Source organism: Psychroflexus salis (assembly GCF_014640175.1).
Classification (GTDB): domain Bacteria; phylum Bacteroidota; class Bacteroidia; order Flavobacteriales; family Flavobacteriaceae; genus Psychroflexus; species Psychroflexus salis.
Genome location: NZ_BMGL01000015.1, coordinates 44,000 through 63,142, shown reverse-complemented (window position 1 = coordinate 63,142; position 19,143 = coordinate 44,000). Strand labels below are relative to the sequence as shown.

Sequence of the window (19,143 nt, the reverse complement as noted above, 5' to 3'; positions counted from 1 at the left end):
CAATTCTATCGGTTCGATATTGTAACAGTTCAATGGTGATGTCGGATCCGTGACCCTTACATACAACGTTTGTGGACTGGTTTGGTTTTGGTAAGCAGTCGGTGTGCCGATTACTCCTGTGTCATTGTTCGCTGCGTTCTCACTTAAGTGATAGCTGATTTCAAAGTCTTCTGTAGCTTGTCCTTCAAAAAACAAATCTTCTTCTACTTGGGTCAGATCGAAAAACTGAATGCCCGTTTCGTTTAAATCGCAGGCAATTAAAGGTTCGATTTCATTGAGTAGCGGTGAATCGTATACCAATAAATCTAAGGTCGTGGTTTGGATGCAGCCGTTATCTGGATTTTCTATTCGAACAATTATTGTTTGTTCATTAGCATTGACATTAGCATAAGGACTTTGAATAGGATTTATTCCTGTTAGCGCATCATTTTCTGTTAAATGAAATGACACATTTAAATCAGGATTGTTAAAAGTAACTTCTTCAATTCTTGAGTTTAAATTAAATCCTTCAAAAAAGCCATCGTTATTTTCATCGCAAGCTTTTAAGGGAGTTAAATCGTTATTAAAAACAATTTCAAACACTTCAATAGTAATGCTAAATATTTGATCTGTACATTCATTTTCTAAAGGGGTAAAAACATAGGTAGTTTCTTGGTCAGGGTTAAATACTGGACTCCAAGTACCTTGGTATCCATTATTAGATACTTCTGGAAATTCAACGACATCGGACTGACAAATTGAAGTAAGCAAATTAAATTCTGGGGCTTCATTAGGAAGTACAGTCAACTCTATTTCAAAGCTTTCTGCACATTCGTTGGCAAGTGGAGTGAAAGTATACATACCACTTTCATTCACTTCTTGGTTGGGTGACCAAGTTCCTTCTATGTTATTTTCAGAAATAACTGGCAAGTTAAATGAGTCGATTGCACAAATTTCTGAAGGGATTTCAAATTCAGGAATAAAAAACGAATTTATTTCAATTTCAACTTCAAAAATACTAGTACAAGTTTCGTCAATTGGGGTAAATGTGTAAATAGTAGTTTGCTGATTATTGAAATCTGGAGACCAGTTTCCTTGTATTCCATTATCAGATTCATTGGGAAAATTAAAGTTTTCACCTACACAAAAGGAAGTTGGAAAAGAAAAGTTTGGCACAAATTCAGGTAAAACTTCTATTTGAGTTGATATCTCTTCTGCACATTCAGCTTCATCTGGAGTAAAAGTATAAGTTGTGGTTGCTGTATTGTTTAATGCTGGCGACCAAGTTCCTGAAATCCCATTATTAGATTCGGTAGGTAAAGGATCTAAATTTTCACCTAAACAAATAGGATCAACTGGATCAAATGTTGGTTCTAAAGGATCATCTTCTTCAACAGTTACGGTAACTGTTATGGTATATTCATAACTTAATCCGTTGGTTATCGCATTGCAACCAGGGTTAGAAACAGGCACAATGTCGACACTAAAATTTTCTTCAAAATCTGGCTCAATATTTCCATTTAATGGACTACCTAAAGGATTACCAAAATTAAATACAGGTGGACTTGTACCAGGGTTGAAACTAGGTTCTGCTAATAAATTAGATTCTGGTAAACATGTAGCTCCTCCAGAATATGTGCCACACCCATAAAATAAATTATAAAAAAGTGTTGGATGTGGGCAACCGCTATTATTATTGAATGCTGTGATCTCTATTTCCACACTAATATTTGTAATATTCTGACAAGCATTATCTCTTGAAGGCAAAGTAAAATCGTGTGCATATCCTTCACTACTTGCAGAAGTGTCACCTAAACCATTAAATGCTTTTCTATCAATACCAATTTCTACATCTGGATCTGTATGTGTTACAGTTAAAACGGTAGTATTTATCTGACTGAACGAAGAGTTTGTTAATAAAGCAAGGGATAGTATAATTGTATATCTTAAGAGATGACTTTTTGTGGTTGCAGTAAAGATTCGTGAACTGTTAAAATTAAAATCTGTTTTACTAGTTTTTTTAAAAAATTTTTTCAATTAATTTCAAATTTATTTTAAAGAAAGATTATAAATGGTTTTTATTTCTGATTATATCGGAATGGTATCTGTGCAAAAAAACTCTAAGGAAGTAAATTAAACCAGAAATACGTATTTTTAATAAGATCTGTTAAGAAAAAACCAAGCTAACAAATATAGAAAAATAAATGAAAATAGAAACTGTTCGTTAAGTTTTGAAAATTAAATTGACAAGAACTCTAAAAACACTAAATATATTACATGTAAATTCTTACTAATTTTTAAAAATTCCTTTAATTTAGTTATATTCTCTTCATTTTTATAAAAGTTTAAGCTAAATAGACATTTATAATAGTAAATTAAAAATTACAGTAAAAGATACTTTCAAAACAAAGAATTACCTTATTATTTTTAACTTCTAAGATATAGTTTTGGCAATGAAATTATTGCCTACAATATAACCAAGCAAATCATGCAAAAAAAGTTTGCAGAAAGATAATCTATCTAACTTGAGTTTGAATTTAAACTATAATTTAAAAATAGAATTAATTTGAGCGGAACACACTCCAATCTAATTTTAAGGAGAAAATATTTGAATATAAAGCCACACTTTGGTCGCCTATATCAGTAAACGCGTAATCTATTTGTATGCCTTTATAACGGAAGCCAACACCAAAATTAGGCTGGAAACCAATTTGCGAACCACCACCTAATTGCTCTACATCCTGAAAATTACCAAGACCACCACGTAAAAAAACCGTTTGTGTATATCCAAATTCAAAACCAAAAGCTGGTGTCGCACCAAAACTTTCTGTAGAAATTATATCGTTAGTTTCTGCAAAACGAACATCCATATTAATAGCGGCAGTTAAGTCGAAATCTTCTTTTATTGTAAAGCTACGAGCTGCACCTAGTTGCAACTTTGGAAGAGTAATTTCTGTAGTTTCAGGTATTTCTTGGTTTTGTCCTTCAACCGCTCCTTGAATGCTTTCAAATTCTGCTTCATTAATATTCCAAGTATTATAGGTTGTTGTAATATCCCTAGCCATGGCACCAAATTTCCATCTACCTGTTTGGTATTGTAAGCCTGCGTCAAAACCAAAACCCCAAGCATCTGCAAACTGACCAATTACTCTACGAATCACTTTAGCATTTGCTCCATAACTCAAACCTTCAACTCCAGTTTGCCGGGCATAACTTAAGGCAAAAGCATAATCGGCTGTAGAGAATAAACTAATTCTGTCGTAATCAATATTACCTTGATTATCGATTAATTGTGTCGTATTTAAAATATCGTCTACCCCAAAACGAATCATGCTAATTCCAACAGCACTTTTTTCATCTATTGGCATAGCTCCACCAATATAGTTGTAGGTAGCAATATTTGCAAAATAATTAGCATGCATCGCTGCCATTTGGTTGTCTTTTATATGCACCAAGCCTGCAGGATTCCAATATACCGAATTTACATCGTTGCTTGTTGCAGTTACTGCATTTGCCATTCCAAAAGCGGCAGCATCTACACCAATATTTAAAAATTCATTGGAATATTTACGAACACTTTGCGCTTTTAATGTTGTAGCAACAAGAATAAAAAGAATGAGAAGGTTTCTCTTCAAAATTTCAATTTTTGACAAATATCTTATTTAATTTGTAATAATATAAACTTTATTTGTATTCCCTTATTGTATAAGCTAAAATATATTTTAAAATTAAATTAAACCTAAGATATAATTTTGAAAATGCTGGTAAGACTGAAAAACGATATGGAGTTTTAAAATAGATAATTAATGAAAAAACATATACCTAATATTATAACTGCTTTTAATTTATTAAGTGGAATTATTGCAACTTTTATGGCTGTTGAACAAGACTATGAAGCAGCTGCTTTTTTTGTTGTACTCGGTATTTTTTTCGATTTTTTTGATGGTTTAGCAGCTCGATTATTAAAAGTAGAAAGTCCTATTGGTATTCAATTAGACTCCTTAGCCGATATGGTAACCAGTGGATTAGTACCAGGGATTGTAGCTTTTAACTTGCTTAACAGCGCATTATCGAACCATACGCGAGAATTAATTATTTCAGTAGATACTCCGTATTTAGCATACGTTGGTTTTTTAATAAGTCTTGCATCGGGCTATCGTTTAGCTAAGTTTAATATAGATGATCGACAAACTTCTTCATTTATTGGCTTACCTACACCAGCAAATGCACTGCTTATTTTAAGTTTTCCTTTAATTGCTTTACATCAACCCGAACATTTTTTAGCTGAAGCATCTTCTAATCCAATATTTTTAGTCGCACTTGCGGTAATTAGTGCTTACTTATTAAATTCAAATTTCCATTTGTTTGCACTCAAATTCAAAAATCTTCAAGTCAAAGAAAATGCTTACCGATACGTCCTTATTGTAGGAAGTATTCTTTTTTTAATTTTCTTTAAATTTGCTGGAATCCCTTTTATTATCCTGTTTTACCTTCTGCTTTCTACCTTAAAAGAAATAAAACAAAGTAACTGATAGCTACTTCATTATTAGCTAATAGTTAAATTTAACTATTAGTAGTCTATAAAATCGATAGACTAAAAATATTATTTATATTTGCCTCAACTAATTTCAATTGAATGCATACACATTTACAAATTGCCATACAAGCTGCCATAGAAGCTGGACAAGCTATTATGGAAATATATAAAAAAGATTTTGAAGTAGCCTTAAAAGCTGATGATTCGCCTTTAACCGAAGCTGACCAAAAAGCGAATCACGTTATTATGAAATATTTAGAAAAAACTGAATTTCCCATCATTAGTGAAGAAAATAAACAAACCGATTATGAAGTTCGTAAACAATGGGATTCCTGCTGGATTGTAGACCCACTCGATGGCACCAAAGAATTCATTAAAAAAAATGGTGAATTCACAGTAAACATCGCTTTAATTCACGATCAAAAAACAACTTTAGGTGTTATTTATGTTCCAGCTACTAAATTATTGTATTATGCAGATGCTTCAACTAAGCTAGCGCAAAAAGTACAATTGGAAAAGGCTGTATTTGATATGAATTTTATTCAAAAAAATGCAAAAGCAATTCAACCAAAAGAAAATGAAAAAAATCTTCGTGTAGTAGGTAGTCGATCACACATGAATGAAGACACTAAAAACTTCATAGAAAGTTTAAAAACCAAAAAAGAAATTGAAGTAGTTTCTAAAGGAAGTTCATTAAAATTTTGCTTGGTAGCCGATGGATATGCAGATATTTATCCGCGTTTTGCACCAACAATGGAATGGGACACAGCCGCAGGACAAGCCATTTGTAAAGCGGTTGGTTTGCAAGTAATCGACCAAAAAACAGGTGCAGAAATGCTATACAACCGAGAAAATTTATTGAATAACTATTTTATGGTGAGCAATCAAAAATAAAATTATGAGCAAAAATATAGTCTTTCATAATTACGATGTGCAACGCAAAGACCGCAATACAACCTACGGACACCCATCTTTTGTTTTGTGGTTTACCGGTCTTTCGGGTTCTGGTAAATCGACCATTGCCAATCAAGTAGAAAAAGTACTTTTTGAAAGTGGAAAAAAATGCTATTCCTTAGATGGCGATAATATTCGAACGGGTTTAAACAAAGGCCTGGGTTTTACTGAAACCGATCGAAGAGAAAATTTACGTAGAATTGCAGAAGTGGCTAAATTATTTGTCAATGCAGGAAACATTTGTATTGCTGCATTTGTTTCTCCATTAATCGAAGACCGAAAACAGGTTGAAGAAATTATAGGTACAACAGATTTTTATGAAATATTTGTAGATACGCACTTAGAAGAATGTGAAAAACGCGACGTGAAAGGCTTATACAAAAAGGCTCGCGCTGGTGAAATTAGAAACTTTACAGGCATTTCCGCTCCATATGAAGCGCCAAAACATCCAGCATTACATATACAAACTAAAAACAAAAAAATAACCGAATCAGTTCAAGAAGTATTGAACTTTTTAAACGATAAACTACAATAATTATGAGTCAGTATTATTTAAATTACTTAGACGAATTAGAGTCTGAAGCCATTTATATTCTTAGAGAAGTTTGGGCACAGTTTCAAAACCCTGTGATTTTATTTTCAGGTGGAAAAGATTCTATTTTAGTAACCCATTTAGCGAAAAAGGCTTTTTATCCTTCTAAAATTCCTTTTGCATTAATGCATGTAGATACGGGCCATAACTTTCCTGAAGCACTTCAGTTTAGAGATGATTTAGCTAAAAAATTAGGAGTAAAATTAATTGTAGGTTCGGTTCAAAAATCAATCGACACAGGACGAGTTGCAGAAGAAAAAGGAAAAAATGCAACCCGAAATGCTTTGCAGATCACCACGCTTTTAGATGCCATTGAAGAACATAAAGTAGATTGTGCTATAGGCGGTGGTAGACGTGATGAAGAAAAAGCCAGAGCCAAAGAACGTTTCTTTTCGCATCGAGATGATTTTGGACAATGGGATCCAAAAAACCAACGCCCAGAATTATGGAATTTACTAAACGGAAAGCATTTTGAAGGCGAACACTTCCGTGCATTCCCTATTAGTAATTGGACCGAGATGGATGTTTGGAATTACTTAACTCGAGAAAAAATTGAAATCCCTTCTTTGTATTTAGCGCACGAACGAGAAGTAATTTGGCGAAACGATACTTGGATTCCAAATTCTGAATTTTTGAAGTTGGAGCCGAATGAAAAAATTGAAAGCAAAAAAATTCGCTTTAGAACTTTAGGAGATATTACCATTACTGGCGGAATCGAATCGGATGCCGATACCATGGAGAAAATTGTTGAAGAAGTTTCTACTATGCGTCAAACTGAACGCGGAAATCGCTCAGACGATAAACGTTCTGAAACCGCTATGGAAGACCGTAAAAAAGAAGGTTACTTCTAGGCTAAAATTCAATTTTAAAAATTTTCAATTACATTAAAAATCTAAAATTCATTATGCAAATCGATAAAAATCAATTATTAAGATTCACCACTGCAGGAAGTGTAGATGATGGAAAAAGTACTTTAATCGGTCGTTTACTATACGATTCTAAATCTATTTTTGATGATCAACTCTCTGCCGTAGAAAACACTAGCAAACAAAAAGGTATTGAAGGTGTAGATTTAGCCCTTTTTACAGATGGTTTAAAGGATGAACGCGAACAAGGTATCACCATTGATGTGGCTTACCGTTATTTTACTACACCCAAACGAAAGTTTATTATTGCAGATACGCCTGGTCATGTACAATATACAAGAAATATGGTTACAGGAGCTTCAACAGCTAATGCAGCCATTTTGCTTATCGATGCAAGAAATGGTGTAATCGAGCAAACTAAACGCCATGCGTATATTGCTTCACTACTTCAAATTCCACATATCATTGTATGCATTAACAAAATGGATTTAGTAGATTACAAAGAGGAAGTGTTTACTAGTATTATTTCTCAATTTGAAGAATTTTCTTCAAAATTATACATCAAAGATGTGCGTTATGTACCGATTAGCGCTTTAGAAGGCGACAATGTGGTAAACCGTTCAACAAATATGGATTGGTATCAAGGTGCGCCACTATTAAATTTATTAGAAACGCTTCATATTAGTAGTGATATCAATAAAATTGATGCACGTTTTCCTGTGCAAACCGTTTTACGACCTCAACGAGATGAGTTTAGAGATTACCGTGGCTATGCTGGCAGAATAGCCAGTGGAGTTTACCGCGTAGGTGACGAAGTTGTAGTTTTACCATCAGGATTTTCTTCTACAATTAAAAGTATAAATGCTGGTGAAAAACAAGTTGAAGAAGCTTTTGCTCCTATGTCTATTTCGATGACATTAGAAGATGACATCGATATTAGTCGTGGTGATATGATTTTACGCAAAAACAATCAACCCGATGCTAGCCAAGAATTTGATGTAATGATGTGTTGGTTAAACGACACGCCTGCTCAAGATCGAGCAAAATACACTATTATGCACACTAGCAACGAACAAAAAGCCATGATTAAAGAAGTGGTTTACAAGGTAGATATAAATACATACAGTCGTATTAAAGAAGATAAAATTCTAAAACGAAACGACATTTTTAGAGCCAAAATCAGAACCACAAAGCCTTTAATGATCGATTCTTACAAAACCAATAGAAATACAGGGAGTATAATCTTAATTAACGATCAAACCAAAGAAACAGTAGCTGCTGGTATGGTGATTTAAAATTTATGCTTTAATATTAGGAAAATAGTATCAATTTAAATTTTAAATGTGGATAATATATCTAAAACGGCCAATAATGCATGAATTGTAATTTGTATTTTCCTTCTACAAGCAGGTGTAATTGGTAGCTTTTGTATGTATTATCGAAGGATTTTTATTGAACACGACCAAGTTTAAAACTTCATAAGAGATTGAACTGCTGAAGTTTTTATTTTTTCTCGTCCGTTTAAAAATTCCAACTCGATTAAAAAATTGCTTTCAATCAAATTGCCACCCAATTTACGAATCAGTTTAATTGCTGCTTCTGCTGTTCCGCCAGTGGCTAATACATCATCGTGTAGCAACACATTTTCACCTGGTAAAATAGCATCTTGATGAATTTCTAATTGATTGGTACCATATTCTAAATCGTATGTTTCTGTATACACTTTATAAGGAAGCTTTCCCGGTTTACGAATAGGCACAAAACCTGCATTTAAACGTTCTGCTAACAATGTAGCCATAAAAAAACCACGAGACTCGATACCTACTACTTTGTCTATTTTTTGATGCTGAAGCCCTTCAAATAAAGCATCGGCAGCTGCTTTCATAACATCGATATTAGCTAAAAGTGGAGAAATATCTTTGTAAATAATTCCTTTTTTAGGAAAATCTTTTATGTCTCTAATGTAATTTTTAAAATCCATTTTATTCTGTTTTTTGTACTTCTTTAAGTTTCAGTAAATTTAAGGGATTTATACCCAATCCTTGTATATTTTTATGCGTAAACCGAACTACTTCATCGTAATACAAAACCACAAATGGCGCTTCTTCAATTAAAATTGAATCCATCTTTTGATACATATGAGTTCGTTTTTTAGTTTCAGAAATGGCTAAAGATTTTATGTACAAACTGTCGAAAGTAGCATTCTTAAAATGGGTGTAATTTGGTCCGTTGGGTGAAAAATTGCGGCTATAAAACAAGCTTAAGTAGTTTTCTGCATCAGGATAATCGGCAATCCAACTGCTTCTAAAAACAGGTAATTGTCCAGCAGAGCGCTGTTGCAATAAAGTAGATGGCGGCATTACATCTATAGCAACATCTACACCAAGTTGTTGCAATTCTTTTTGAACAAACTCCACTAAATCTAAATACGAAGCATTTGTAGCTAAAGTAATACTTGGCTTTTTTATACCCGATTCTTGCTTAAATTCTTGGATTAATTGCTTGGCTAATTCGGGTTGATAAGTATATTTTTTATGATTAGTAAAACCAGGCAAACCTTTAGGAATAAAGCCATTCTCTCCAGGTACACCAATATTATTTCGCAAATAAGCAATCATGTCTTTTCGGTTAATTCCGAAATTGATAGCTTGCCTGAACTTTTTAGATTGCAAGGCTGAATTTTTACCTTCTTTAAAAATACCTAAATACTCTGTATTCAAATAAGGAGATTTTTGCATCTGCAATCGATTTTCATACTTCGCATTCAGTTGTCCGTTTGGCGAAAGCAATTCATCTTTATACGAAGCATCTAAGCCACTTAAAAAATCTAAATTTCCTTGAGCAAATTGCATAAATTCGCTTTGTTTATCAGGTAAAAAAGTAATGGCTACTGCTTTTAAATAGGGTAATTGTACTCCGTTTTTGTCAGTTTCAAAATACAACGGATTTTTTCGAAGCACTAATTTTTCATTATCAATCCATCGCTTCATATAAAACGGACCACTTCCTATAGGTGAAGTTCTAAAATCGAGTTGTTCCATTTCAACAGGTATAATGGATGCATATTGCATAGAAAGCAAACTTAAGAAAGCAGGAAAAGCAGTTTTTAATTTAATTTGAACTACAAATTCATCAATGGCTTTTATCTGTTTTACTTTTTGCAAAACCCAGCTTCCGGGTGAAGCGACTTCTGGATTAGTTAGTCGATTTAAACTATAACTAACATCTGCAGCATTTAAAAGTCTGGTAGAATCCTTCCCAAAAACCTTATGTGAGTGAAAATAAATATCAGAACGCAATTGAAATGTATAAGTTAATCCATCTTCGCTTATAACCCAAGATTTTGCAGCATCGGCTTTTACGTCCAAATTTTGATCTAATTGAACCAAGGTATTGTAAATTTGATGGCAAGCCCAAATATTGCGTTGATCTTTTGCAAAAGCAGGATCTAAAGAAGTAATATTTGCATGTTCGTTATATCGAAATACCGTATGATTTGGAATTTCTGTTGAAGAAGTTGAGCAACCCCAAATAATAAGGAGTAGGAAGAAAATAAAACTAAAGCGGACTGTAAATTGCAAATTGTTCAATTTTAAGAAGCAAATATAAGTTAGTATCTTTGCAAATCTATTAAAGCTTATCTAAGTTAAATATTTTCAAATTAAAATATTAATTATTAGAAAAAAATATTATTGGAATGCCAAACCCTAAAGTAGCTTTTTACACCTTAGGTTGTAAACTAAATTTTTCTGAAACTTCGACCATTTCAAGAAGTTTTGAAAACGATGGTTATGAAAAAGTGGAGTTTCACGAAACAGCAGATGTTTACGTGATTAACACCTGTAGCGTTACAGAAAATGCAGACAAACGTTTTAAAAGTATTGTAAAACAAGCCCAAAAAACTAACGAAGATGCATTTGTTATCGGTATTGGTTGTTATGCCCAATTACAACCTGAAGAATTAGCTGCAGTTGATGGTGTAGACTTAGTTCTAGGTGCAACAGAAAAATTTAAGGTAACACAATACATCAACGATTTAAGCAAAAATGAAACAAGCGAGGTACATTCTTGCGAAATTGATGAAGCTAATTTTTATGTTGGCTCCTACTCTATTGGCGACCGTACTCGCGCATTTTTAAAAGTACAAGATGGTTGCGATTATAAATGTACCTATTGCACTATACCTTTGGCTCGTGGCATTTCTAGGTCGGATACATTAAAAAATGTATTAAAAAATGCTGCAGAAATAGCCGCTCAAGATATTAAAGAAATAGTACTTACTGGAGTAAACATTGGCGATTATGGAAAAGGTGAATTTGGCAACAAAAAACACGAACATACGTTTTTAGAATTGGTAAAAGCTCTAGATGAAGTGGAAGGAATTGAACGTCTTCGAATCTCATCGATAGAACCCAATTTACTAAAAAATGAAACCATTGATTTTGTAGGAGACAGCAAATGTTTTGTACCACATTTTCATATTCCTTTACAGAGTGGAAGCAACGAAATGTTGAAATTAATGCGTCGCCGTTATCAACGAGAATTGTACGTAGACCGTGTACAACAAATTAAAAAACAAATGCCAGATGCTTGCATTGGTGTAGATGTTATTGTTGGTTTTCCAGGTGAAACTGAAGCTCACTTTTTAGAAACTTACCAATTTTTAAATGAATTGAATATTTCTTATTTACACGTATTTACCTATTCAGAAAGACCAAATACGCTTGCTGCAGAAATGAATGGAGTAGTTTCTAAAAAACAACGTAAAAAACGTAGCAAATTACTACGTGGACTTTCAGCTAAAAAAAGAAGAGCTTTTTATGAAAGCCAATTAGGTAAAACTAAAACAGTTTTGTTTGAAGCAGAGAACAAAGAAGGATACATTCACGGTTTTACTAAGAATTACGTTAAAGTAATACATCCTTGGAATCCAAATTTTGTTAATCAACTACTAGATGTTAAGTTAGAAGAGATTGATGAAACTGGAATGGTGAAAGCAAAAATTTTATCTCAAGTAACTGAATTGGTTTAATTGTACTTTTAAAGTGCAATTCCTACAGGCAACATACTTTGATACAAAAATTTATTCCTTCTAATAAAACTTTTCACTTCTTTACAAGTAGGAACGACCTTTACTTCTTCTTCTTTTAAAAGATCAAGAACACTTTTAATCATTTTTTCTTTATAGCCATCTTCAATTAGGTGATCACTAATAACCATTTTAGTAAGAAACATTTTTCGCTCTTGTTCAGCAAATTCAATCGTAATTAATTCGTTATCTACTAAAGCTTCAAATTGTCTTAAAAATTCATTTTTCTTTATTTCGAGTAATTCTTCCATCATCTTCGTTCTTAAAATCATTAAACAAATACAAATTTACAACGCAATGATGTAGTTAATTATTACGTTTGCAAACATTTATTAAAATAGTATTAATAAGACTCCATTAAGTTGCTTTGGTTTAATCTATTTTTTGACTTAATATGAAACAAGATTCAGTACTTCATGTATATTTTATGCCAGGCATGGCTGCTAATCCAAGTATTTTTGAATACATCAACTTAACAGAAGATGAATTTAAAATTCACTTGCTCTCCTGGAAAATTCCACTTGCTAATGAAAGTTTATCTGCTTATGCTGAGCGAATGCTCAATGAAGTTAAACATACAGATTTTGCTTTAATAGGTGTTTCTTTTGGTGGTGTTTTGGTTCAAGAAATGGCGAAAATTAAAAAACCAAAAAAATTAATTATTATATCGAGTGTAAAATCTAGTGAAGAATTGCCCCCACATATGCGTTTTGCTTCCAAAACAAAAGCTTATAAAGTCTTACCTTTGGGTTTGTTGAATTATATGGATCAAATTGAAAAACTTCCTGTGGGTAATTTCATAAAAAAAAGAGTGCAATTATACAGGCAATATTTATCTGTAAATGAAAAAACATATTTAGAATGGGCAATTGAACATATGGTTTGCTGGAATCAAACAGAGGTTATACCAAATATCATTCATATTCATGGTACTGCAGATCAAGTTTTCCCAGCTAAATTAATCAAAGATTTCATACCTTTGAAAGACGGTACCCATATTATGATTTTAAACAAATATCGTTGGTTTAACAAACACTTACCCAACTTATTAAGAGAAGGAAAATTAGCAGATTAATTATGAAAAAAAATATTTTAGTTGTATCAAATTTGGTATTTATAGGTTTAAGCGTCTATTTATTACTTTCAGCATTTGGAATAAATACAGAAACCAAAAATAAGAATACTAACAAAAAAGAAAGTAACAACAGTAAAAGTATTGTTTATGCTTTAGATTTACCTAGCAATTTAAATTTTGCTGGTGAAGTGGTTCCATTAGGAGATCCAGAAGTAAAAGAAAGACTAGATCGTGAACTTTTAGTAAATAATTATTGGCAATCTAATGCCGTGTTACTCATTAAAAGAGCCCACAAGTACTTTCCTATTATTGAGCCTATACTAAAAGAAAATGGCGTTCCAGACGATTTTAAATATTTAGCTTTAGCAGAAAGTGGCTTTATGAATGTTGTTTCTCCAGCAGGAGCAACAGGCTTTTGGCAAATTATGAAAGCAACTGGACGCGAATATGGACTAGAAATTAACGACAATATAGACGAGCGCTATCATGTTGAAAAAGCAACACGAGTGGCTTGCCAGTATTTTTTAAATTCAAAAGAACGCTTTGGTAGTTGGACACTTGCAGCTGCAGCTTACAATGCTGGTAATGCTGGAATAAACAAACAATTAGAAAAACAAGAAGTTACAGATTACTACGATTTGTTGTTGGTAGAAGAAACCTCACGATATGTCTTTCGAATTTTAGCTCTTAAAGAAATTATTGGTAATTATGAAGCTTATGGTTTTAAAATAAACAAAACCCAAATGTACCAATTAGCTAAAACCAAATCTGTAGATATAGATACTAACATTACAAATTTAGCTCATTTTGCTCAAGATTTTGGTATTAGCTACAAAACTTTAAAACGCTACAATCCTTGGCTACGTGATAAGAATTTACAGAACAATTCGGGTAGATTGTATCAAATTAATGTTCCAGATTCGACAGCTTATATTTTTAAATCTAAACAAATCACAAAATAATGAATGTAGGTATTTTTGTAAGTTTAATACTTATTGGGCTTTTAGCTGGATTTTTAAGCGGAATGATGGGCGTTGGTGGCGGTGTAGTTATGGTTCCACTTATGGTTTTTTTATTGGGTTTTTCGCAACATGAAGCACAAGGCACAAGCCTTGGTGTGTTGGCTATTCCTGTAACTTTTTTTGCTGCTTACAACTACTATAAAGATGGTAGTTTAAATTGGAAGTTTGCCTTAATTATGGCTATATCATTTATTATTGGTGGTTATTTAGGCTCAAAATTAGCCATTAGTATAGATGAAAGATTACTAAAAAAAATATTTGGAATTTTAATGCTGGCTATTTCAGTAAAATTAATTTTTGAAAAATAAGTTTAATCCAAAGAAGTATCTGCAATAATTTTATCTTCAAAAAGCTGAATCTGCTCTACTAAACTATTAAATTCATCTATGCTATTTTTAATTGCTTCATCGTCTGCTAAATTCCAGTCGTTTTGTGGATTTGATTTAATTTGTAATATTTTTTTATTACTTCCCAGCACATAAATTGTTGGAAAGCCTAAGCTATGTTTTAGCATCTTTACTGTGTAAGCATCTTTATTTTTTAGTTCATCTACGTATAAAATCTCAATGTATTTATTATATATTTTTGCTGCTTCAATAGCATCTTTTTTTTCATCCCAAAAAATCACAGCAAAATCAACCTGATCTTTGTATTTCTTAGCCAAATTATTTAAAGCTGGAACTTCTCCTTTAGTGGGTACATTCCATGATGCGTAAGTAAGTAAAATTAAGGGTTTTTGAAAATCTTGGATTTGACAATTTGAATTCGATAAACAGGTAGCATTAAAATTATCCATATAGCTGCCTACTAAATGCTCATCTATTAACTGTTTGTAATAAAAATAAGCTTCTTGTCTTTTACCTAAACTAAATGCTCGATTGCTTTTTTCTTTAAACTCAGAATAGTATCGATAAATTTGTTCTGAAAAATACCGTTTCTCAGATTCTTCCACCCCAAAATTTTCATCTTGAGCAAAGGCATCAAAATGGGTTAATATCATAAAAAATATAATGAATAAAAATTTCATTAAAATATTTTTTATGAAATTACAAAAAAATTACATAATTAATTAAGACTAATATATTTTTTTAGGTATCAGGTAGTTTCACTTCTACAACTTTTAACAAAAAAAAGACTTCTCAAAAAATGAAAAGTCCTATAAATAAATGTGAGTAAGAGCAATTAAATCTTCTTCATTTGTTGCTTCATCATTCTAATTTGGTCTTTCAGCATGCCTTGCTTGTCTAAATCTTTTGCTTCTTTTAAAAGTTTCTGAGCTTCTCGCTTTCTTCTTTTGGTCATAGCAATTCCAGCCAAGTTTAATTTAGCCATCGCTATGTCTTGCTTCATCGATAAGCCTAACTGCAAAGCTTTTTTAAAATATTTTTCAGACTGATTCATGTTGGTTTGCGCCGTCATTAAACCGTGCAGGTAATTAAAATAACCCTGCTGTTTCTGAGTTAAGTTAGTTTTGGGATTTCCTATTTTATCTAACCATTTTTTGGCACCCTCAAAATCTTGTTTACGTAAATTCCAGAATGAAAGTAAAATCATTTCATTTTTAAAATACAATAAAACAAATATGCTCGAAAATAGAACAAGGGCAATTCCGTTACCAATGTGTCCGCCTGTAAATTGATAAACTGCAAATGCTACTATTAAGAAGGCAATTACTAGTTTTAAATTTTTATTAAACATGTATAAGTATTTAAGGTGGCAAATTTACATAAACTTGAATAAAAAACCTGTAGATTATTTGTTGCATTACTCAAAACTTATCGTATATTTGCACGCAATAAAAAATAGAAATTCAACGCATTAAATATACATTGAAATGAAAAGAACCTTTCAGCCTTCAAAAAGAAAAAGAAAAAACAAGCATGGCTTTAGAGACCGCATGTCTAGCGTAAACGGAAGAAAAGTTTTGGCTAGAAGAAGAGCCAAAGGAAGAAAGAAATTAAGTGTTTCATCTGAAGCAAGCTTAAGAAGAAAATAAATGATTAATTTTATATAACAACTCAAAGGTGTTACTTTTATTAGTAACACCTTTTTTTATATCTACCGCTTATGCCACTCAACAAAAACCTAAAATGCATCTTAATTATCGGCTCTGGCCCTATTGTAATTGGGCAAGCATGCGAATTTGATTACGCTGGTTCACAATCATTGCGATCACTTCGCGAAGAAGGAATTAAAACCATCCTAATTAACTCGAATCCTGCAACAATTATGACGGATCCTGTTATGGCAGACCATATTTACTTAAAACCACTAACCGCTAAATCTATTATCGATATACTAAAAAAGCATCCAGAAATTGATGCTGTTTTACCAACTATGGGTGGACAAACTGCTTTAAATCTTTGTATTGAAGCAGACGATAAAGGCATTTGGCAGGATTTTAATGTAGAGTTGATAGGTGTAGATATCGATGCAATAAATATTACTGAAGATCGAGAAAAATTTCGCTTATTAATGCAAAAAATTGGTGTTGCCGTTGCACCATCTAAAACGGTCACTTCCTTTTTAAAAGGAAAAGAAGTTGCCCAAGAATTTGGTTTTCCGCTGGTAATTCGAGCTTCGTTTACACTAGGTGGAACAGGTGCTTCAATTGTGTATAAAGAAGAAGATTTTGATGAATTGCTAACTCGTGGTTTAGAAGCATCACCTATTCACGAAGTCATTATCGATAAAGCTTTAATTGGGTGGAAAGAATACGAATTAGAGTTGTTGCGCGATGCGAACGATAATGTAACCATAATTTGTAGTATCGAAAATATGGATCCAATGGGAATTCATACTGGCGACTCGATTACTGTTGCTCCTGCTATGACGCTAAGCGATAGAACTTATCAACGCATGCGAGATATGGCCATTAAAATGATGCGTAGTATTGGAGATTTTGCTGGTGGCTGTAATGTACAATTTGCCGTAAGTCCAGATGAAAAAGAAGATATTATTGCTATTGAAATTAATCCACGGGTTTCGCGTTCTTCAGCTTTAGCATCTAAAGCAACTGGATATCCCATCGCCAAAATCGCAAGTAAATTGGCTATTGGTTACCATTTAACAGAACTAAAAAACCAAATAACTAAAACTACTTCGGCTTATTTTGAACCAACATTAGACTACGTTATTGTAAAAATTCCTCGTTGGAATTTCGATAAATTTGAAGGTTCAGATCGCACTTTAGGATTACAAATGAAGTCGGTTGGTGAAGTAATGGGAATTGGTCGTTCTTTTCAAGAAGCTTTACATAAAGCAACTCAATCTTTAGAAATTAAACGCAATGGATTGGGTGCAGATGGTAAAGGTTACACCAATTACGATCAAATTATACAAAAACTTACTTACGCAAGCTGGGATCGTGTATTTACTATTTACGATGCTATTCAAATGGGAATTCCATTAAGTAGAATTCATGAAATTACAAAAATAGACATGTGGTTTTTAAAACAATATGAAGAACTCCATTTCTTAGAAAAAGAAATTAGCAAGTTTACTATAGACACTATTCAAAAAGATTTACTATTAGAAGCTAAGCAAAAAGGATTTGCCGATCGACAAATTGCTCATATGCTATCTTGTTTAGAAAGCCAGGTTTACAACAAACGTATAGAGCTTTCTATAAATCGAGTGTATAAATTGGTAGATACCTGTGCAGCAGAATTTGAAGCAAAAACACCCTACTACTACTCTACTTTTGAAGCAGAACACCAATTAAAAGGTGAAAAACCAACTGTAAAAAACGAAAGTATTGTAACCAATAAAAAGAAAATTGTAGTTCTAGGTTCGGGGCCAAACCGCATTGGCCAAGGTATTGAATTTGATTATTGTTGTGTGCACGGTGTTATGGCTGCAGCCGAATGTGGTTACGAAACCATTATGATTAATTGCAACCCTGAAACAGTTTCTACAGATTTTGACACTGCCGATAAATTGTATTTTGAACCTGTATTTTGGGAACACATTTATGATATAATTCGCCATGAAAATCCTGAAGGTGTAATTGTTCAATTGGGTGGGCAAACTGCTTTAAAATTAGCTGAGAAATTAGATCGCTACGGTATCAAAATATTGGGTACAAGCTTTAAATCTTTAGATTTAGCTGAAGATCGAGGAAGTTTTTCAACTTTATTAAAAGATTTAGAAATTCCTTATCCCGATTTTGGTGTAGCTGAAACGGCAGATGAAGCTTTAGCTTTAGCAGATGAATTAGATTTTCCAATCTTGGTTAGACCATCTTATGTATTAGGTGGACAAGGAATGAAAATTGTAATTAACAAACAAGATTTAGAAGCTCACGTAATTGACCTACTCCGTAAAATACCAAACAACAAACTTTTATTGGACCACTATTTAGACGGCGCGATTGAAGCTGAAGCCGATGCAATTTGCGATGGCGAAAATGTATACATTATCGGAATAATGGAACACATTGAGCCTTGTGGAATTCATTCGGGAGATTCCAACGCTACTTTACCTCCATTTAATTTGGGCGATTTGGTAATTGAACAAATTAAAGACCATACTAAAAAAATTGCTTTAGCCTTAAATACGGTTGGGTTAATCAATATTCAATTTGCGATTAAAGACGACCAAGTTTATATTATTGAAGCTAATCCAAGGGCTTCACGAACCGTTCCATTTATAGCAAAAGCGTACGGAGAACCTTATGTTAATTATGCTACCAAAGTGATGCTTGGAGAAAATAAATTGACCGATTTCGAATTCAATCCGAAATTAGATGGATACGCTATTAAACAACCAGTATTTTCATTCGATAAGTTTCACAATGTAAACAAGCAGTTGGGACCAGAAATGAAAAGTACAGGAGAAAGTATTTTGTTCATAGACAGTCTTCGAGATGATGACTTTTATGAATTATACACCCGAAGAAAAATGTACTTGAGCAAATAACAGCTGCTTTAAAATTTATATATTAAAACTCGTTAGATGAATAAGTCTAACGAGTTTTTAGCTTAACAGGATTTGTTTAAAATCAATTAATAAACTAGGCAAAGCTATT

Annotated in this window: 18 protein-coding genes; 11 read left to right on the top strand and 7 right to left on the bottom strand. The window is 32.7% G+C overall.

Features of this window, described 5'->3' with window-relative positions; translation table 11 throughout:
* Both IEV63_RS12250 and IEV63_RS12245 read right to left on the bottom strand, forming a co-directional pair.
* Positions 1-2,016, bottom strand: a 2,016-nt coding sequence (locus IEV63_RS12250) for an FIDD domain-containing protein (RefSeq protein WP_505891268.1), incomplete at its 3' end; no start/stop codon positions are given.
* Between the two features lie 524 nt (positions 2,017-2,540).
* Complete coding sequence (locus tag IEV63_RS12245) at positions 2,541-3,614, bottom strand: putative type IX sorting system protein PorV2 (RefSeq protein WP_188407105.1); 1,074 nt, start codon at positions 3,612-3,614, stop codon at positions 2,541-2,543.
* A gap of 171 nt (positions 3,615-3,785) precedes the next feature.
* On the opposite strand from IEV63_RS12245, the gene IEV63_RS12240 reads away from it, so the two are divergent.
* The 5 genes from IEV63_RS12240 to IEV63_RS12220 all read left to right on the top strand — a co-directional run bounded on the left by IEV63_RS12240 (position 3,786) and on the right by IEV63_RS12220 (position 8,223).
* Positions 3,786-4,511 (top strand): CDP-alcohol phosphatidyltransferase family protein, encoded by a 726-nt coding sequence (locus IEV63_RS12240; protein ID WP_188407104.1) that lies wholly within the window; start codon positions 3,786-3,788, stop codon positions 4,509-4,511.
* 104 nt (positions 4,512-4,615) lie between these two features.
* The gene (gene cysQ / locus IEV63_RS12235; RefSeq protein WP_188407103.1) at positions 4,616-5,410 is read left to right on the top strand and encodes a 3'(2'),5'-bisphosphate nucleotidase CysQ; all 795 of its coding nucleotides are present in this window, start codon (positions 4,616-4,618) and stop codon (positions 5,408-5,410) included.
* 4 nt (positions 5,411-5,414) lie between these two features.
* Complete coding sequence (cysC, locus tag IEV63_RS12230; protein ID WP_188407102.1) at positions 5,415-6,005, top strand: adenylyl-sulfate kinase; 591 nt, start codon at positions 5,415-5,417, stop codon at positions 6,003-6,005.
* Between the two features lie 2 nt (positions 6,006-6,007).
* Positions 6,008-6,913 (top strand): sulfate adenylyltransferase subunit CysD, encoded by a 906-nt coding sequence (cysD, locus tag IEV63_RS12225; protein WP_188407101.1) that lies wholly within the window; start codon positions 6,008-6,010, stop codon positions 6,911-6,913.
* Between the two features lie 53 nt (positions 6,914-6,966).
* Positions 6,967-8,223, top strand: a complete 1,257-nt coding sequence (locus IEV63_RS12220) for a sulfate adenylyltransferase subunit 1 (protein WP_188407100.1) — start codon at positions 6,967-6,969, stop codon at positions 8,221-8,223.
* 173 nt (positions 8,224-8,396) lie between these two features.
* On the opposite strand, the gene IEV63_RS12215 is transcribed toward IEV63_RS12220, so the two are convergent.
* Complete coding sequence (locus IEV63_RS12215) at positions 8,397-8,909, bottom strand: adenine phosphoribosyltransferase (RefSeq protein WP_188407099.1); 513 nt, start codon at positions 8,907-8,909, stop codon at positions 8,397-8,399.
* A 1-nt stretch (position 8,910) separates the two neighbouring features.
* Entirely contained in the window at positions 8,911-10,509 is a 1,599-nt protein-coding gene (locus tag IEV63_RS12210; RefSeq protein ID WP_188407098.1) for an ABC transporter substrate-binding protein, read from the bottom strand.
* Positions 10,510-10,625: 116 nt separating this feature from the next.
* Here IEV63_RS12210 and mtaB point away from each other — a divergent pair, with 116 nt between their 5' ends.
* Positions 10,626-11,960: a tRNA (N(6)-L-threonylcarbamoyladenosine(37)-C(2))-methylthiotransferase MtaB gene (gene mtaB / locus IEV63_RS12205; RefSeq protein WP_188407097.1), complete on the top strand. Its 1,335-nt coding sequence runs from the start codon at positions 10,626-10,628 to the stop codon at positions 11,958-11,960.
* Between the two features lie 8 nt (positions 11,961-11,968).
* On the opposite strand, the gene IEV63_RS12200 is transcribed toward mtaB, so the two are convergent.
* Positions 11,969-12,271: a GNAT family N-acetyltransferase gene (locus IEV63_RS12200; protein ID WP_229737254.1), complete on the bottom strand. Its 303-nt coding sequence runs from the start codon at positions 12,269-12,271 to the stop codon at positions 11,969-11,971.
* Between the two features lie 140 nt (positions 12,272-12,411).
* Between IEV63_RS12200 and IEV63_RS12195 the strand changes: the two genes are divergently transcribed.
* The 3 genes from IEV63_RS12195 to IEV63_RS12185 are packed head-to-tail and all read left to right on the top strand — an operon-like array spanning position 12,412 to position 14,422.
* Complete coding sequence (locus IEV63_RS12195) at positions 12,412-13,092, top strand: alpha/beta hydrolase (RefSeq protein ID WP_188407096.1); 681 nt, start codon at positions 12,412-12,414, stop codon at positions 13,090-13,092.
* Between the two features lie 2 nt (positions 13,093-13,094).
* A complete protein-coding gene (locus tag IEV63_RS12190; RefSeq protein ID WP_188407095.1) occupies positions 13,095-14,054 on the top strand; it encodes a lytic transglycosylase domain-containing protein in 960 nt (319 codons plus the stop codon).
* Complete coding sequence (locus IEV63_RS12185) at positions 14,054-14,422, top strand: sulfite exporter TauE/SafE family protein (RefSeq protein WP_188407094.1); 369 nt, start codon at positions 14,054-14,056, stop codon at positions 14,420-14,422. The genes IEV63_RS12190 and IEV63_RS12185 overlap by 1 nt, the downstream gene beginning before the upstream one ends.
* A 2-nt stretch (positions 14,423-14,424) precedes the next feature.
* Here IEV63_RS12185 and IEV63_RS12180 read toward each other — a convergent pair whose 3' ends face one another.
* Together IEV63_RS12180 and IEV63_RS12175 are read right to left on the bottom strand one after the other, a co-directional pair.
* Complete coding sequence (locus IEV63_RS12180; protein ID WP_188407093.1) at positions 14,425-15,141, bottom strand: TlpA family protein disulfide reductase; 717 nt, start codon at positions 15,139-15,141, stop codon at positions 14,425-14,427.
* Positions 15,142-15,296: 155 nt separating this feature from the next.
* Positions 15,297-15,812 carry a DUF2892 domain-containing protein gene (locus IEV63_RS12175; RefSeq protein WP_188407092.1) on the bottom strand — a complete coding sequence of 172 codons (516 nt, stop codon included), beginning with the start codon at positions 15,810-15,812 and terminating at the stop codon, positions 15,297-15,299.
* 136 nt (positions 15,813-15,948) lie between these two features.
* Here IEV63_RS12175 and rpmH point away from each other — a divergent pair, with 136 nt between their 5' ends.
* Both rpmH and carB read left to right on the top strand, forming a co-directional pair.
* The gene (rpmH, locus tag IEV63_RS12170; protein WP_188407091.1) at positions 15,949-16,110 is read left to right on the top strand and encodes a 50S ribosomal protein L34; all 162 of its coding nucleotides are present in this window, start codon (positions 15,949-15,951) and stop codon (positions 16,108-16,110) included.
* 71 nt (positions 16,111-16,181) lie between these two features.
* Complete coding sequence (carB, locus tag IEV63_RS12165) at positions 16,182-19,034, top strand: carbamoyl-phosphate synthase large subunit (protein ID WP_188407090.1); 2,853 nt, start codon at positions 16,182-16,184, stop codon at positions 19,032-19,034.
* Positions 19,035-19,143: the final 109 nt, after the last annotated feature.

Bases quoted from the DNA above. Each gene is read 5' to 3' on its own strand.
- rpmH (WP_188407091.1), top strand. From the start codon at position 15,949: ATGAAAAGAACCTTTCAGCCTTCAAAAAGAAAAAGAAAAAACAAGCAT.
- IEV63_RS12190 (WP_188407095.1), top strand. From the start codon at position 13,095: ATGAAAAAAAATATTTTAGTTGTATCAAATTTGGTATTTATAGGTTTA.
- IEV63_RS12240 (WP_188407104.1), top strand. From the start codon at position 3,786: ATGAAAAAACATATACCTAATATTATAACTGCTTTTAATTTATTAAGT.
- IEV63_RS12215 (WP_188407099.1), bottom strand. From the start codon at position 8,909: ATGGATTTTAAAAATTACATTAGAGACATAAAAGATTTTCCTAAAAAA.
- IEV63_RS12200 (WP_229737254.1), bottom strand. From the start codon at position 12,271: ATGATGGAAGAATTACTCGAAATAAAGAAAAATGAATTTTTAAGACAA.
- carB (WP_188407090.1), top strand. From the start codon at position 16,182: ATGCCACTCAACAAAAACCTAAAATGCATCTTAATTATCGGCTCTGGC.
- IEV63_RS12180 (WP_188407093.1), bottom strand. From the start codon at position 15,141: ATGAAATTTTTATTCATTATATTTTTTATGATATTAACCCATTTTGAT.
- IEV63_RS12185 (WP_188407094.1), top strand. From the start codon at position 14,054: ATGAATGTAGGTATTTTTGTAAGTTTAATACTTATTGGGCTTTTAGCT.
- IEV63_RS12220 (WP_188407100.1), top strand. From the start codon at position 6,967: ATGCAAATCGATAAAAATCAATTATTAAGATTCACCACTGCAGGAAGT.
- cysC (WP_188407102.1), top strand. From the start codon at position 5,415: ATGAGCAAAAATATAGTCTTTCATAATTACGATGTGCAACGCAAAGAC.
- IEV63_RS12175 (WP_188407092.1), bottom strand. From the start codon at position 15,812: ATGTTTAATAAAAATTTAAAACTAGTAATTGCCTTCTTAATAGTAGCA.
- IEV63_RS12195 (WP_188407096.1), top strand. From the start codon at position 12,412: ATGAAACAAGATTCAGTACTTCATGTATATTTTATGCCAGGCATGGCT.
- mtaB (WP_188407097.1), top strand. From the start codon at position 10,626: ATGCCAAACCCTAAAGTAGCTTTTTACACCTTAGGTTGTAAACTAAAT.
- cysQ (WP_188407103.1), top strand. From the start codon at position 4,616: ATGCATACACATTTACAAATTGCCATACAAGCTGCCATAGAAGCTGGA.
- cysD (WP_188407101.1), top strand. From the start codon at position 6,008: ATGAGTCAGTATTATTTAAATTACTTAGACGAATTAGAGTCTGAAGCC.